This is a genomic window from Halovivax sp., from assembly GCA_007119345.1.
GTDB lineage: Archaea > Halobacteriota > Halobacteria > Halobacteriales > Natrialbaceae > Halovivax.
The window spans coordinates 1-12,573 of sequence record SKPV01000189.1; the positions used below are offsets into that span (position 1 = coordinate 1).

General features: G+C 69.3%; 17 protein-coding genes and 1 tRNA gene. 8 read left to right on the forward strand and 10 right to left on the reverse strand.

The features are described from left to right. The coding region (locus tag QZT59_RS12675) for a serine hydrolase (RefSeq protein WP_290816720.1) at positions 1 to 1,314 on the reverse strand (1,314 nt) is incomplete at its 3' end. A 138-nt stretch (positions 1,315 to 1,452) separates the two neighbouring features. Further along, the gene (locus tag QZT59_RS12680) at positions 1,453 to 2,220 is read right to left on the reverse strand and encodes an SDR family NAD(P)-dependent oxidoreductase (RefSeq protein ID WP_394348656.1); all 768 of its coding nucleotides are present in this window, start codon (positions 2,218 to 2,220) and stop codon (positions 1,453 to 1,455) included. Between the two features lie 216 nt (positions 2,221 to 2,436). Between QZT59_RS12680 and QZT59_RS12685 the strand changes: the two genes are divergently transcribed. From QZT59_RS12685 to QZT59_RS12695, 3 genes are all read left to right on the forward strand, one after another. Then, positions 2,437 to 2,889, forward strand: coding sequence for a RidA family protein (locus tag QZT59_RS12685; RefSeq protein ID WP_290816723.1), 453 nt, complete (start codon positions 2,437 to 2,439; stop codon positions 2,887 to 2,889). Continuing rightward, positions 2,886 to 4,169: an acyl-CoA dehydrogenase family protein gene (locus tag QZT59_RS12690; RefSeq protein ID WP_290816727.1), complete on the forward strand. Its 1,284-nt coding sequence runs from the start codon at positions 2,886 to 2,888 to the stop codon at positions 4,167 to 4,169. Before QZT59_RS12685 ends, QZT59_RS12690 begins: the two co-directional genes overlap by 4 nt. A gap of 207 nt (positions 4,170 to 4,376) precedes the next feature. Next, positions 4,377 to 4,664 (forward strand): hypothetical protein, encoded by a 288-nt coding sequence (locus QZT59_RS12695; protein ID WP_290816730.1) that lies wholly within the window; start codon positions 4,377 to 4,379, stop codon positions 4,662 to 4,664. 63 nt (positions 4,665 to 4,727) lie between these two features. On the opposite strand, the gene QZT59_RS12700 is transcribed toward QZT59_RS12695, so the two are convergent. The 4 genes from QZT59_RS12700 to QZT59_RS12715 form a co-directional block, all read right to left on the reverse strand. Next, entirely contained in the window at positions 4,728 to 5,603 is an 876-nt protein-coding gene (locus tag QZT59_RS12700) for a type 1 glutamine amidotransferase (protein WP_290816733.1), read from the reverse strand. 189 nt (positions 5,604 to 5,792) lie between these two features. After that, entirely contained in the window at positions 5,793 to 7,028 is a 1,236-nt protein-coding gene (locus QZT59_RS12705) for an AMP-binding protein (protein WP_290816736.1), read from the reverse strand. Positions 7,029 to 7,178: 150 nt separating this feature from the next. After that, positions 7,179 to 7,964: an alpha/beta fold hydrolase gene (locus tag QZT59_RS12710; RefSeq protein WP_290816739.1), complete on the reverse strand. Its 786-nt coding sequence runs from the start codon at positions 7,962 to 7,964 to the stop codon at positions 7,179 to 7,181. Positions 7,965 to 8,062: 98 nt separating this feature from the next. Then, positions 8,063 to 8,224: an HVO_A0556 family zinc finger protein gene (locus QZT59_RS12715; RefSeq protein WP_290816742.1), complete on the reverse strand. Its 162-nt coding sequence runs from the start codon at positions 8,222 to 8,224 to the stop codon at positions 8,063 to 8,065. Positions 8,225 to 8,394: 170 nt separating this feature from the next. On the opposite strand from QZT59_RS12715, the gene trmY reads away from it, so the two are divergent. Beyond that, on the forward strand, positions 8,395 to 8,991 hold the full coding sequence (gene trmY, locus QZT59_RS12720; RefSeq protein ID WP_290816745.1) for a tRNA (pseudouridine(54)-N(1))-methyltransferase TrmY: 597 nt from the start codon (positions 8,395 to 8,397) through the stop codon (positions 8,989 to 8,991). Positions 8,992 to 9,088: 97 nt separating this feature from the next. Beyond that, positions 9,089 to 9,161, forward strand: a tRNA-Pro gene (locus tag QZT59_RS12725). 328 nt (positions 9,162 to 9,489) lie between these two features. On the opposite strand, the gene QZT59_RS12730 is transcribed toward QZT59_RS12725, so the two are convergent. Continuing rightward, positions 9,490 to 9,747, reverse strand: coding sequence for a DUF2061 domain-containing protein (locus QZT59_RS12730; RefSeq protein ID WP_290816748.1), 258 nt, complete (start codon positions 9,745 to 9,747; stop codon positions 9,490 to 9,492). Between the two features lie 643 nt (positions 9,748 to 10,390). On the opposite strand from QZT59_RS12730, the gene QZT59_RS12735 reads away from it, so the two are divergent. Together QZT59_RS12735 and QZT59_RS12740 are read left to right on the forward strand one after the other, a co-directional pair. Further along, positions 10,391 to 10,630 carry a hypothetical protein gene (locus QZT59_RS12735; protein WP_290816751.1) on the forward strand — a complete coding sequence of 80 codons (240 nt, stop codon included), beginning with the start codon at positions 10,391 to 10,393 and terminating at the stop codon, positions 10,628 to 10,630. Continuing rightward, on the forward strand, positions 10,623 to 10,754 hold the full coding sequence (locus QZT59_RS12740; protein WP_290816754.1) for a hypothetical protein: 132 nt from the start codon (positions 10,623 to 10,625) through the stop codon (positions 10,752 to 10,754). The genes QZT59_RS12735 and QZT59_RS12740 overlap by 8 nt, the downstream gene beginning before the upstream one ends. A 244-nt stretch (positions 10,755 to 10,998) precedes the next feature. Here QZT59_RS12740 and QZT59_RS12745 read toward each other — a convergent pair whose 3' ends face one another. Both QZT59_RS12745 and QZT59_RS12750 read right to left on the reverse strand, forming a co-directional pair. Further along, a complete protein-coding gene (locus tag QZT59_RS12745; RefSeq protein ID WP_290816757.1) occupies positions 10,999 to 11,379 on the reverse strand; it encodes a hypothetical protein in 381 nt (126 codons plus the stop codon). Positions 11,380 to 11,465: 86 nt separating this feature from the next. Further along, positions 11,466 to 11,645 carry a hypothetical protein gene (locus QZT59_RS12750; protein WP_290816760.1) on the reverse strand — a complete coding sequence of 60 codons (180 nt, stop codon included), beginning with the start codon at positions 11,643 to 11,645 and terminating at the stop codon, positions 11,466 to 11,468. 120 nt (positions 11,646 to 11,765) lie between these two features. Between QZT59_RS12750 and QZT59_RS12755 the strand changes: the two genes are divergently transcribed. Further along, positions 11,766 to 11,948 carry a hypothetical protein gene (locus tag QZT59_RS12755; RefSeq protein WP_290816762.1) on the forward strand — a complete coding sequence of 61 codons (183 nt, stop codon included), beginning with the start codon at positions 11,766 to 11,768 and terminating at the stop codon, positions 11,946 to 11,948. 363 nt (positions 11,949 to 12,311) lie between these two features. On the opposite strand, the gene QZT59_RS12760 is transcribed toward QZT59_RS12755, so the two are convergent. Further along, positions 12,312 to 12,573: hypothetical protein (locus tag QZT59_RS12760; protein WP_290816765.1), on the reverse strand; the 262-nt coding region annotated here is incomplete at its 5' end.

Here is a 12,573-nt window from a genome sequence, read left to right on the forward strand (position 1 = left end):
CTCGAACTCGGCGCTCCGGCGGGCGCCCATCATCGTGGGGACCTCGAACTCGTAGCCGGGATCCTCGGGATCCGTCGGCAGCAGGGTGAGCGTCTGGTCGCCGAGGGCGCCCTCGACGGTCAGTTCGAGGACGGCCCCGCGGCGCTCGACGGTCGCCGCCGTGATCCCGCGGTAGGACTCGTACTCGCCGGTCAGCTCGTCGAAGCGCTCGTCGCGAGCGAAGTAGGGGACGGTTTCCGTCGGCTCTTCGCCCTCGAGGATCGCCAGGACGCCCTTCGCGACGGTCGGCGGCGTCGGCGCCGGCGTCGCGTTCGCGGCCATCGCGATCGCGTACTCGCCGTCCTCGGTGAAACCGACGTACGACGAGGCGACGCCGAGCGAGCCGCCGTGGCCGATCAGGGTGCGTCCGAGGAACTCGGAGCGGCCCCAGCCGTAGCCGTACTCGCTGTCGGCTCGCTCCACGTACCCCGTGTGAGCGCGCGCCAGGGCGTCGGCCGAGACGAGGTCGACGCCGTCCAGCGAGCCGCCGTTGGCCTGCATGCGGAGGTACCGGGTCAGCTCCTCGACGGAGGCGATGAGCCCGCCCGCGGCGTAACTCACCGGCCGGTGGGGGAACGGTACTGCCTCCGGCTCGCCGTCCTCGAGCGCGTAGGGCGTCATCGCGTCCTCGCCCTCGAGCGCGTCGGGGTCGAACGTCGCGCGCTCCATGCCGAGGGGTCGCAGGATCTCCGCCTCGACGAACCGATCGAAGGGCGTCCCGGAGACCGCCTCGACCACGTCGCCGAGCAGGTTGTACCCCGCGTTGGAGTACATGAACCGCTCGCCCCGGGGTCCGGCGATCTCCTCCTGGGCGCCGTTGAGGTGGCGGTAGAAGTCCTCGCGGTCGCCCAGGGGGATGCCGTGCTCCTCGACGCCGGTCAGCCGGTACAGCAGGACGGAGCTGGTACGCAGCGTCGGCAGTCCCGAGGAGTGGCTCAGCAGGTCGTGCAGCGTGAAGGGCCCGTCTTCGCCCCGGATGGCCACCTCGTCGAGGTAGTCGGTGACGGGATCCTCGACCGAGAGCTCGCCGCGCTCTTCGAGCAGGCAGATCGCGGTGGCCGCGAAGGACTTGGTCACGGAGGCGACGCCGTAGAGCGTCTCCGCCGTCGCCGGCTCGTTGGTCTCCAGGTCACGGGAGCCGAAGCCGCTCGCGTAGACGAGCTCGTCGTCCCGGACGACCGCGAGGCTCGCGCCGGGCACGTTCGCGTCGACGAGCCAGTCGCCGACGAACTCCTCCACTCGTCGCTTCGTCTCGGGATCGAGTTCGGATGCCATGGCGGGCACTGATCCCGAATCCACATCAATGCACGGCTCCCGGTGACCCGCGCGGGCGATCGTCGCCGGTCGTTCCCGACCGGTCACGGTAGCCGCGTCCGCCGAACCGCCGGGCGGCGCCTCCCCGTCGCCCGCCCGTCACTGCACCGTCCAGCCGCCGTCGACGACGAGACACTCACCGGTCACGAACGACGCCATGTCGCTCGCCAGGAAGACCACCGCGCTGGCGATCTCTTCGGGATCGGCGAAGCGGCCCGCGGGGGTGCGATCGACCAGGCGCTCGTACAGGTCGTCGTCCGCCAGCACCGGCTCCGTGAGCGCCGTCTCGACGTAGCCGGGCGCGACGGCGTTGACCCGGACGTCGGGCGCCCAGTCGAGCGCCGCGCTCTTCGTGAACCCGACGAGGCCGTGCTTCGAGGCGGTGTAGCCGTGCTGGCGCTTGATCCCGACCACGCCGGCCGTGCTGGCGACGTTGACGACCGACCCGCCGCCGGCGAGCAGGTGCTCGCCCGCCGCGTGGGTGCAGGCGTAGGCGCCCTGGAGGTTCACCTCCGTGACCCGGCGGAACGCTTCCGGGTCGACCGCCTCCGGCCGACCCAGCGCCGGGCCGGGATTGATTCCGGCGTTGTTGACCAGCACGTCGACGCCGCCGAGTTCGTCCGCGACGCGGTCGACGAGGGTCTCGACCGCCTCCCGGTCGGTGACGTCCGTCGGACACGCGAGGGTGTCGGCGCCCAGTTCGCCCACGGCGTCGGCCGCCTCGGCGACGTCTTCCTCGGTGCGGGAGACGGGGACGACGTCCGCGCCCGCCCTCGCGAGCGCCTCGGCGATCGCCCGGCCGATGCCGCGCGTGCCGCCCGTGACTACGGCGACCTCGTCCGCGAGGTCGGGGTCGATCGCCGTCACGGTCGATCCCTCCGGTTGCGGTCCCTCGACGTCCGGTCTCGGCCCGCTCGGCGTCGAACGCTCGCGCGCGAGTCCATGCGCCATCGGTGCGTCGGCCCGCGTGAAGCCTCTTTCGCCGGGTCGCGGCGAGGGTCGGCCGAGTCGACGCGCGTCGGCTTCGCGGGGAGGACGAACCGTGGCCCACCTTCAATAGCCGCCCCATAGTTGGCCGAATCGATGCGGAAAGAAATCGTCACGCCGCCCGAGCTCGCGGAGCCGCGCGGCTTCAACCACGGCCTGCTCGTCGACGGCGGGCGGACGCTCTACTTGGCCGGGCAGGACGCGACGGGCCCGGACGGCGAGATCGTCGCGCCCGGGGACCTCGTCGGCCAGTTCGAGCAAGTGATGGCGAACCTCGCGGCCGTCCTCGAAGAGGCCGGCGGTACGAGCGCGGACATCGTCAAGCTGAACGTCTACGTGGCCGACCGCGAGGCCTACCGCGCCCACCTCTCGGCGGTCGGCGAGGTCTTCGCCGAGCACGTCGAAACCTACCCCGCGATGGCGCTGTTCGAGGTGAGCGGCTTCTTCAAAGAAGACGCGCTGATCGAGATGGAGGGCTTCGCCGTGCTCGAGGAGGAGCCCCCGGCGGAGAACGCGGGCGGCCGGGGGTCGTCGGCGGGGCGACGATGATCGATCGGTTCGAACTCGGCGAGCGCCACGAGGCCCGGCGGGCGGCCGTCCGGGAGTTCTGCGTGCGGGAGGTCGAGCCCCGCGTCGAGGAGTTCGAGCGCGAGGGCCGCTTTCCCGAGGAACTCCTCCGGCGCCTCGGCGACGAGGACCTGATCGGCGTCCCGTACCCGACGGAGGTCGGCGGCGCCGGCGCGGACTTCCGCTCGTTCGCGATCGCGGTCGAGGAGCTGGCCCGATCGTGGAAGCTGCTCGCCGGCGGCGTCAACATCGCCTGCGGGCTGGTGGGCTATCCCCTCCACGAGTTCGGCGACGATCGCCAGCGCGAGGCGTGGCTCCGATCGGTCTGTGCGGGCGAGTGGATCCCGGCGTTCGCGCTCACCGAACCGGAGGCGGGCAGCGACGCCGCGTCGCTCGAGACGACCGCCCGCCGCGAAGGCGACGAGTGGGTGATCGACGGCCGCAAGTGGTGGACCACCCACGGCGCGGTGGCCGACCTCCTGCTGGTGGTCGCGCGGACGGGCGAGCCCGGCGCGGGCGGCGACGGTGACGACGCGACCGGCGACGACGGCGGGAACGAGGGAGCCGAGGGGAACGAGCGCGACGGCGGGAACGAGGGAGCTGAGGGGAACGAGCGCGACGACGGCGACGGGGGCGGCGCCGCCCGCCACGACGGGATCAGCCTCGTCGGGGTTCCGAACCCGCACGAGCGCGAGGGCTTCGAGGTCGTTCGGAACATCCCGTGCATGGAGGGCGACGTGGCGATCGAGAGCGAACTGCGCTTCGACGGTCTTCGGGTTCCCGCGGAGAACCTCGTGGGCGAGCGGGGTCGCGGCTTTCGCTACATCATGGAAGGCCTGGACGTCGGCCGCCTGGGAACCGCCGCCCAGGGCGTGGGCATCGCCCAGGGCGCCTTCGAGGCGAGCCGCGACTTCGCCGGCGAGCGCGAGCAGTTCGGCCGCCCGATCCGGGAGTTCCAGGGCGTGGGCTTCTCGATCGCGGACATGGCGGCGAAGACGGAGGCGGCCCGGCTGCTGACGCTCGCGGCGGCCGACCGGCGCGACCGCGGCGAGCGGATCACGCAGGCGGCCGCGATGGCGAAGACGTTCGCGACCGACGCCGCGATGGAGATCGCCACTGACGCGGTCCAGGTCCACGGCGCCCGCGGCTACTCCCGGGAGTACCCCGTCGAACGCTACATGCGCGAGGCGAAGGGGACCCAGATCTACGACGGGACGAACGAGATCAACCGGCTGGTCGTGGCCAACCGCCTCTACGAATGACGGGCCGTCGAACGCCCCGATGACCCGCTCTGTCGAGGACCTCGCCGTCGGCGACGCGTGGGACGCCGGCACCGCGACGATCACGGCGTCGGTGCTCCGCGCGTTCGCCGAGCGCTACGACCCGCAGGCGTTCCACGTGGACGAGGCGACGGCCGAGGACCGTTTCGGCGGGGCGGTCGCGAGCGGCTGGCGGACCGCCGCGCGGTCGTGCGCCCGTTCGTCGACGCGGTGCGCCCGTTCGTCGACGCGGTGCGCCCGTTCGTCGACGCGGTGCGCCCGTTCGTCGACGCGGTGCTCCCGGACGTCGTCGCGGTCGCCGCGGCGGGCGTCGACGACCTCCGCTGGCGCGCGCCCGCCCGTCCCGGAGACTCGCTCACCGTCGCGGCGTCGGTGGTCGAGAACGCGCCGCGGAACGCCGAGCGCGGATGCGTCCGTTCGAACCGGTCGCGACGAACGAGGGTGGCGAGACGGTCCACTCGCGAACCGATCCGGTGATCGTCGAGCGAAACGAGGCCGCGGAGTCGGAGCGGCGGGCGTCGTCGTTCGGGGATCGAGCGGTCACTCGCACTCGGTCGCGCCGGTCCCGTCGGCGACCGGCGGCTCCGCCGTCTCGTCGGGTCCGTCGACCGATCCGTCCGGGGAGGCGACCGATCCGTCCGGGGAGGCGACCGATCCGTCCGGGGAGGCGACCGCCGCGACGCTCGACGCTTCCGAGTCCGCCGCGACGTCCGAGGAGTTCTCGACGTTCCCGCGGTTCGCGACCGCTTCGACGAACTCGAGGAAGTTGTCGAAGATCAGCTTCGCCTCGCCGGCGCGGCGATGGTTCTCCTCGGTGATCCCGGCGAGCACCCGTTCGCGGCGCTCGTCGTCGAGGTCCTTCTGGAGCGTGAGTTCGCGGGCCGTCTTCCGGTCGTACTCGGGGTGGAACTGCACGCCGAAGACGCGACCCTTGCGGAACCCGTGGTTCGAGTAGTCGTTGCGGGCGAGCGGGCGGGCGCCCGGGGGGAGCTCGGCGACCTCGTCGGAGTGGGTCGTGAACGCGAGAAAGCGATCGCCGACGCCGTCGAACAGCTGCGAGTCGTCGGTCGTGCGCTCGACCTCGCGGTAACCGATCTCGTAGGCGCCCATGTCCCGCACCTCGCCGCCGCAGACGTCGGCCAGCAGCTGGTGCCCCCAGCAGATCCCCAGGCAGGGAAGCCCGCGTTCGACGGCCTCCGCGACCCACTCTTTCGTCCCGTCGATCCACGGCTCGTCCCAGTAGACCGACGCGCGCGAGCCGGTGATGACGACGCCGTCGTACTCGTAGTCGGTCGGCACTCGACCGGCGGTGACGTCGAACTCCGCGAGGGAGGCGTCGAGTTCGCGGCGAAAGTTCCGCGTGGTGTTCGCGTCGGCGTGGCTGGCGTTCAACACGGCGAGTCGCGGGCGTCGCATTCGGTACGGACTGTCTTCGCGAGGGGGATATGTCTTTTGTCGTCGTCGGTCGTTTGCCGGGGCCTACGAGTCGGATCGCGGTGATATTCGGGCCCGCCTCGCGTCGTGTTCGAATCGGCCTCGACCCCGCAGCGCTCTCGGCCCGGATCCGTCCGCGTCGCTCTCGATCCGCCGTCGAGCTCGCCGGTGCTACTCCTCGTCGGCGTCGATCGGGTGGTACCGACCGCGTTCGTCGCGGCGGAACCGCTCGCCGGTGTCGAACCACCCGCCGGCGAACCCGGCGGACGAATCGTCCGCCGCGGAACCGTCCGCGTAGCCCGACGCGAGCACCGGTCCCGCGAGCCGGAGCGTTCCCTCGCCAGGACCGGTGACGTCCTCGCCGTCGTCGACCAGCCGCGCGTCGCAGTCGAGGACCGGGGTGCCGACGCCGGCGTCCACCGGGTCGCCGTCCCCGAGGGACTGCGAGAGGGCGTTCGGACACTCGAGACGCCCGTACGTGCGCGCCACCGGTACGCCCCGCTCGCGGTAGCCGGACGCAACCGTTTCGTCGACCGACCCCTCCCAGGCGATCCACTCGAGCGCGGCGAGCGCGTCGTCGATCCCGTCGCAAGCGAGGAGGTCACGGAACGCGGCCGCTCGGCCGGCGAGGAACGTCGCGTTCTCCCGACGGGTCGCGGCGACGGCGTCGGCGGGGTCGAACGCCCGGTCGATCGCCAGCCGCCCGCCCGCGTACAGCACCGGGAGCGCGACGCCGAGCAGCCCGTCGGCGCTCGACAGCGGTCGCAGGATCGTCGTCCGGTCGGCGCGCCCGAGCCCGCGGGTCGCGACGGCCGTGACGCAGTTCCACTCGACGGCCGCGCCGTCGAAGCGTGCGACCGGCGTGCCATCCTCGCCGTGCAGCGCGAGCAGGGGTGCGTCGCCGACCCGACCGTCGGTCGCGGCGCTTCCGACGACCGGAGTCGCCTCGCCGGCACCGTCGTTCCCGAGGGCCGGGTCCCTTGCGGCCGCCTCGCCGAGTTCGTCGAGGGCGACCGAGGCGTTCCCGGGGACGGCGCGGACGAGATCGCGCTGGCCGCGTTCGTGGATGACGAGCGTCGGAGCCAGCCGTTCCAGCGGTCGGTCGACTGTCGCCGGGGTGAGTCGGTGGGAGACGGGCGCGAGCGTGGCGCCCAGGCGCCGGCAGGCGAACACCAGCGCGAGGGTGGCGATCCGGTTTCGCGAGAGGACCGCGACCACGTCGCCCGCCCCGACGCCGCGGTCGGCCAGGGCGCCGGCGGTCGTTCGGGCGAGCGCGGCCAGCTCCGCGTAGGTCACCCGATCCTCGTCGACCGTCGCGGCCGGGGCGTAGAGGTCCGCCTCCGAGACGTCCACCACCGCGGTCCGGTCGCCCCAGCGGGCCCCGCGGCGTTCGATCGAGAGGGTCACGGGCGCCCCTCCCACGGCCGGAACCGTAGTCGACGGGGTTGCGAACCACGGCCCCACAGGCGACCGGAATCCCGACTCTCGACACGCGGGCGACCGACTCTCGACACGAGAACGAGGGCGACCGGCTCTCGACACGCGGGCGAGGGCGAGTCAGTCCGCGTCGTGGGCCTGTGCCTCGAGAAATCCGAGCAGGTGGTCGTTGACCGCCCGCGAGCGCTCGACGTGCGCGAGGTGGCCGGCGTCCGGGATCGACAGGAACGCGCCGCGGGGAAGCGCGTCCGCGAGAGCCCGGCCCGATTCGCGAGGGACGATCCCGTCGTCGGCGCCGTGGACGACGAGGGCAGGGACGGTCACCTCGTAGCCCCAGTCGGTCGCGTCGAACCCGTCGAGCGCCGCGGTCTGGGCCCGAAAGCCGGCCTCGGCGGCGTCGCCGTCGGCCCGCCAGTCGACGATCCCGCCGAGGACGTCCGGCTGTGCGTCGCGGAAGTCCGCCGAGAGCGTCGCCTCGAGCGTCTCGCGGAGCGCCTCGCGATCGTGGGGTGGGGCGTAGAGCGCATCGAGGTCGAAGTCCGCGCCTCGGGCGCCCGTCCCGAGAAGGGCGAGACTCTCGACGCGGGTGGAGTCGCGGGCGGCCCGGAGCGCGACGGCCCCGCCCAGCCCCGCCCCGACGACGTGAGCGCGGCGAGCGTCGATCGCCGAGAGGATCGACGTCAGGTCGGCGACGAGCGTCGCCACGTCGTAGGGCCCCGGCGGGGCGTCGGAGCGACCCGTCCCGCGGAGGTCCCAGACCACGGTCCGGAACGGGCCGGGCAGCGCGGCGTGTTGCCACCCCCAGGACCAGCCGCCGAGCCCGGCCTCGGAGACGAAGACGACGGGCTCGCCGCGGCCGTCGACCTCGTAGTAGAGGGAGACGTCGCCGTTCGAGGCTGTCGGCATGGGTGGAGCCACGCGCCGGCCCGTCACGACGGTTTCGATTCGTTACGGCCGCCGCTCGCCGCCCGCTTCACCTCGAGCGACTGCGCCGACGGCCCCCGCTATCGCCAGACCTGCGCCCGCGGCGTCTCGCACTCGTCGCAGACGACCGCCCGGTTGCCCTTGTACCGCTCGCGGACGAGCGTCCCCGCCTCGCACGTCGGACAGTCGGCGCCGGCCAACTCCCGCAATACCGCTCGCGCGCCCATCTCTGCTCTCGCCATACCATCAGCCGTCGCCCAGGCGAGTCATACCGGTTGACCTTGGGTGTGCAAACCGACCAGCAGGGGACCCCTCCGCCGTCCCCGTAAGTGCCGATCGGCGGCCGCGAGACCCGCCTCGCCGAGCGCCCGAAATCGAGGCGCCTATCCGCCGGGCGGCCCTCTCCCCGGCCATGCGCCAGTTCGTCTGCCTCGGCCACGACGCGCCGACGACGTCAGACTTCTCGCTCGACGACCTCGCCGGGGGTGCGGGCCGACTCGACGTCCTCGCGCGGTCGATCACGGCCGCCCTGCTGCAATCGCACGGCATCCGCGAGGACGTCCGCGTCCACCTCGTCCTCGGGGACGAGCTCGCCGTCGTCGTCGACGGGAGCGCCGTCCGTCGACTGAATCCGGACGAGCGCTCGACCGCCGCGCTGGTCCGCAACGCCCTCGACCACCGCGAGGAGGCCATCGGCGCGCTGCCGGCCGAGCCCAGCCCCGGCGTCGAGCTCTACCGCCGCGGCTTCGAGGCGACGCTCGAGGAGCTCGCCGGGGAGGGGACCCTGGTGGAGCTGCACGAGGACGGCGAGCCGATCGTCGACGCGCCGATCCCCGAGGATCCGATCTTCGTGCTCTCGGACCACCACGATTTCGGCGCCGAGGAGTCCGCGCTCCTGGCGGATCGGGCGGACCGGCGGGTCCGTCTCGGCCCCGAGGCGTTGCACGCGGATCACGCGATTACGGTGGTGAACCACTACCTGGATACGGACGGATACGAGCGCTTCTGACGAGGGCCGTCGTCGCCGAACGTGCCGGTGCGGGACGCTCGCACGCCCGCCCGGACAAAGCAAGAATTATACCCGGCCACCCCCTTCGCTCATTTGCGGGCCGGTGGGGTAGCTTGGTATCCTTCGGCCTTCGGGTGGCCGTAACCGCAGTTCGAATCTGCGCCGGCCCACTATTCGTCCCGCATTTCACGACGACGAGCGGAGCGAGGAGTTCGAAATGCGGGCGAATCGTGACGAGGCGGAGATTCGAATCAGGGAAGAGCTTCGCTCCGACCGTGGTTCGTAATCTGCGCCGGCCCACATGATATAACCCCCTTTCCAGGATTTTCCGCCATGTAGCGGCCGCTTTGGTGGGTGGTCGGCGTTCCCGGCGAGTCGATCACCTGGCAGGACTGCGAAGCCTGCGAGATCGGCCGGGGGCCGTTCATCGGCTTCGTGGAGGACGACGATCGCGAGGTCGCGACCGATGGCGGTACGTGCACGGACGGTGCTGATCGATCAGGAGGCTGCTTCGGGCGGTTCGGGATCGATTCCCCACGTGATGTGGTCCCAGGCCCGCTCGTAGATGTAGTAAGTGCCCGTCTTCGTTGCGTTCGTGATCACGCCGATACTCACCGCGTCACCCGAACTTCCGGTAACGAACCAGGCCACGGAGATCGTGATCACGATCATGAACAATCGATAGCAGAACGTCTTCGCGATCGCACGAAGCTGCCCTTGGTGGGGCGACCACGTGAAGTAGCGAGCCAACGTCATCTAAATCGGTTAACTATCGGACATAACTTAACCGTTAGTGGCTACGGCGGCGACCGTTTCGTTCGTCGACAATCCGCTCGAACCAGCCGGTCACACCGTGCGGACCCCGAGCGGGGTGATCGCGACGTCTGAGGACGGTACTGAACCCAGTATCGGCTCCGTTCCGAACTCGTCGCGAACAAAAGGGGCGGCCGCACTACTCGAGCGCGGAACGATTCACCTTACTTCCCGGAAGCGGTCACACCCACAGGAACAGGCCGACGTTCCGATCGGGCGGATCCTTCCGTCCGTGAGTTTCTTCGCTGCATATGGGGAATTGCAGCGGTTACACACGGCCACAACGCGGTTGTGGTCACGCAAGGCGATCACTCCGCTGACACGAGGACGCCGATCTCACTTAGTTCCCGTTTATCTCGTTCCTGTAATTCACCCGACCAAACTGGTTTCTTCGCTACGCTTACTACACCCGGGGACTCAGCACGACGAGGTGAGCCGACGAGCGGCGTCGGCCTCGAGCGCTACGGCGTGCGCGCCGACGATCGTCCGCGAACCCGCCCGCGACTCCTAGAAGGTCCCGGTCTGCGCGGAGTGCGGCCACCCGGTCCCGCAGACGAAGGGACCGCAGCGGATCCACAACCCCGACGTGGTCGATCGCGAGCTTCAGGAGAGCATCGACGGCACACTCGTCACGTTCGACTACCCGTGCGATCGCCACGCCTACGAGATCGTGATGCCGAACCGGTCGGACGAGCGCGCCTCCGCGATGCTCGACGGCTGGACTGGTGTCGAACTCGTCTTCGTGGACGGCCACGAGCGGTACGTCCCGACGCCCGAGACGGAGATCGCCGCCCTCGAGGCCGGAGGTGAGCGGGCCGATGTCTGAGCAGCGCCTCGCCGTGGAGTGGACGGAGAACCCGTTCACGGGTATCGGAAAGCGTAGCTGGGCCGTCGAACACCGGGTGATCGTCGAGCACACGCCCGGCGTCGGAACCGACGTCCGCCACTAAGTGTGCTCCGACGACGCGGCTGAGATCGCCGACGTCTGGATGGACGTCGAGATCTACGAAGAGCGCCAGCACGGCCTCGACGTCGTCAAATCGGACCGTGCGGGATGGTGGGCGTGACATCTTCCGCCGGCGCTGTACGATCGCCGGGTCGAAAAAACGGGTTCGCGCCAAGTACCGTGATTCGCGTAAAGGATGTCTCACGCTGGTCGTGTGTCAGAGGCACGGTTTTCCGTGAGACAAACTGTCAATGGGATACGCTGCCAGATCCGTTCGCTGGCTTATCCTTGGGGGTCTTTAAGAGAAATCGCCGGGCGATATCGGGATGGCGGGAGATGCGCCACGGCGGGCTGGAGCGTAGGGCCGAGTCTAATCGATCACGGGATCCGGGGGCCGATCGAGGTGAGGACGCGTGAGCCGGCTCGTCGAGCGCGATCTCGTCGTCGAGCACGAGCTCGCCGTCGTCGTCTTCGATCTCGACGTCGGCTACCGACTCGTTCGTCGCGTTTTCGGTGGTTTCGAGGTCGACGTAAATCAGCTCGGACGCGTTGTCGACTTCGATCGACTCGTCGTCGAGCTCGTCGAGCACGTCTTCTTCCGCGATCGCGCCCTGGACGACGTCGACCACGCCGTCGACGAGCAGCAGCAAGATCACCGACCAGATGACGAAGCCCTTGAGCGCCGTCCGCGGGCCGGAGATCATCCCTCCCATCGTCAGCTCCCTCCGTAGCAGGCGAGCCCGGCCATCACGGCCATATCGTAGACGCCGACGGGCGCAACGAGCGTGGCGACCATCACCGCAACTTCTCCGCCCCCGAGCATTTCGAGGGGGTTCGCTCCCGTTATCGCGAGCGGCAGCCAGAGCACGGCGAAGATCGCCGTCAGGACTCTCACTTCCTGCTCAACTGGATCGTTGCCATAGTGCAACGACAGATCGCTCAATCCCTTCCCTGTAAAATCCCAGCAAAATAGATATTCAGTATATATAATATGTGTGGGGATGCCGGCAGGCGTATGGCGATCCGGAAACTGCTGAAGATGGGTGGCTCGATCGGAATCACCCTCCCGAAGGGTGAAGTCGAGCGTGAAGGGCTCCTCGACGAGAACGGCGAGTTCGTCGACGAGTTTCACGCGCAGGTCAGGCAGGAGGCCGACCGCGAGTGGTCGATCGAGGTCTTCGACGAGATCGGCGACTGACCTGGAATCCCTTCAAAGGGTGTTTTCTCGCGACCGCTCCCGGTTTCGCGCGCAGAAAATGCACGGGAGTGAGGCTTACCCGACCGGCGCCGTCATGAGAGTGATGGAGGAAACCATAAATCAGGGGTCGCTCACCGGCGAGGAGATCGCGGAGATTCTGGACGAGGAGGAGTTGCCTGTTGAGTACGAAACGAGCTGGTCCGTCGGTTCCGAGTGACTTACCGTCCGAAAACAACGCTACTCGGACGTTGAGCCGAGAGATCTGCATTGTAACTGCCTTCCGAGCATTAGGCGAGAAAATCCGTCTGAGGTTCGAAGAGAAGGGGTGCGGATAAAATACGTAAGATATATTTTCAATATTCGTTAGGATACATCCCCGGAAGCAATGACTGTGAGGGATGCGACTTCGTCCTCTAAGACCACTGGTTCGTCTTCAGTAGTTTGATCGAAATAATCTCCATCAGCATAACCATCAATATCGCCTTCAAATGCATAGACAATGTATTCGTCCGGGACACCTCCATAATTTAGAAGATCCTCATTGTCCGAATCTAAATCATATGTCGCTGAGGCACCCGTAATCGATAGTACTTCGTGCTCATCGGATACTACATAGCCATCACCA

Coding starts and splice junctions, on each gene's coding strand:
- QZT59_RS12740 (WP_290816754.1), top strand. CDS start 10,623: ATGTCTGAGCAGCGCCTCGCCGTGGAGTGGACGGAGAACCCGTTCACG.
- QZT59_RS12710 (WP_290816739.1), bottom strand. CDS start 7,964: ATGCCGACAGCCTCGAACGGCGACGTCTCCCTCTACTACGAGGTCGAC.
- QZT59_RS12690 (WP_290816727.1), top strand. CDS start 2,886: ATGATCGATCGGTTCGAACTCGGCGAGCGCCACGAGGCCCGGCGGGCG.
- trmY (WP_290816745.1), top strand. CDS start 8,395: ATGCGCCAGTTCGTCTGCCTCGGCCACGACGCGCCGACGACGTCAGAC.
- QZT59_RS12715 (WP_290816742.1), bottom strand. CDS start 8,224: ATGGCGAGAGCAGAGATGGGCGCGCGAGCGGTATTGCGGGAGTTGGCC.
- QZT59_RS12685 (WP_290816723.1), top strand. CDS start 2,437: ATGCGGAAAGAAATCGTCACGCCGCCCGAGCTCGCGGAGCCGCGCGGC.
- QZT59_RS12730 (WP_290816748.1), bottom strand. CDS start 9,747: ATGACGTTGGCTCGCTACTTCACGTGGTCGCCCCACCAAGGGCAGCTT.
- QZT59_RS12700 (WP_290816733.1), bottom strand. CDS start 5,603: ATGCGACGCCCGCGACTCGCCGTGTTGAACGCCAGCCACGCCGACGCG.
- QZT59_RS12755 (WP_290816762.1), top strand. CDS start 11,766: ATGGCGATCCGGAAACTGCTGAAGATGGGTGGCTCGATCGGAATCACC.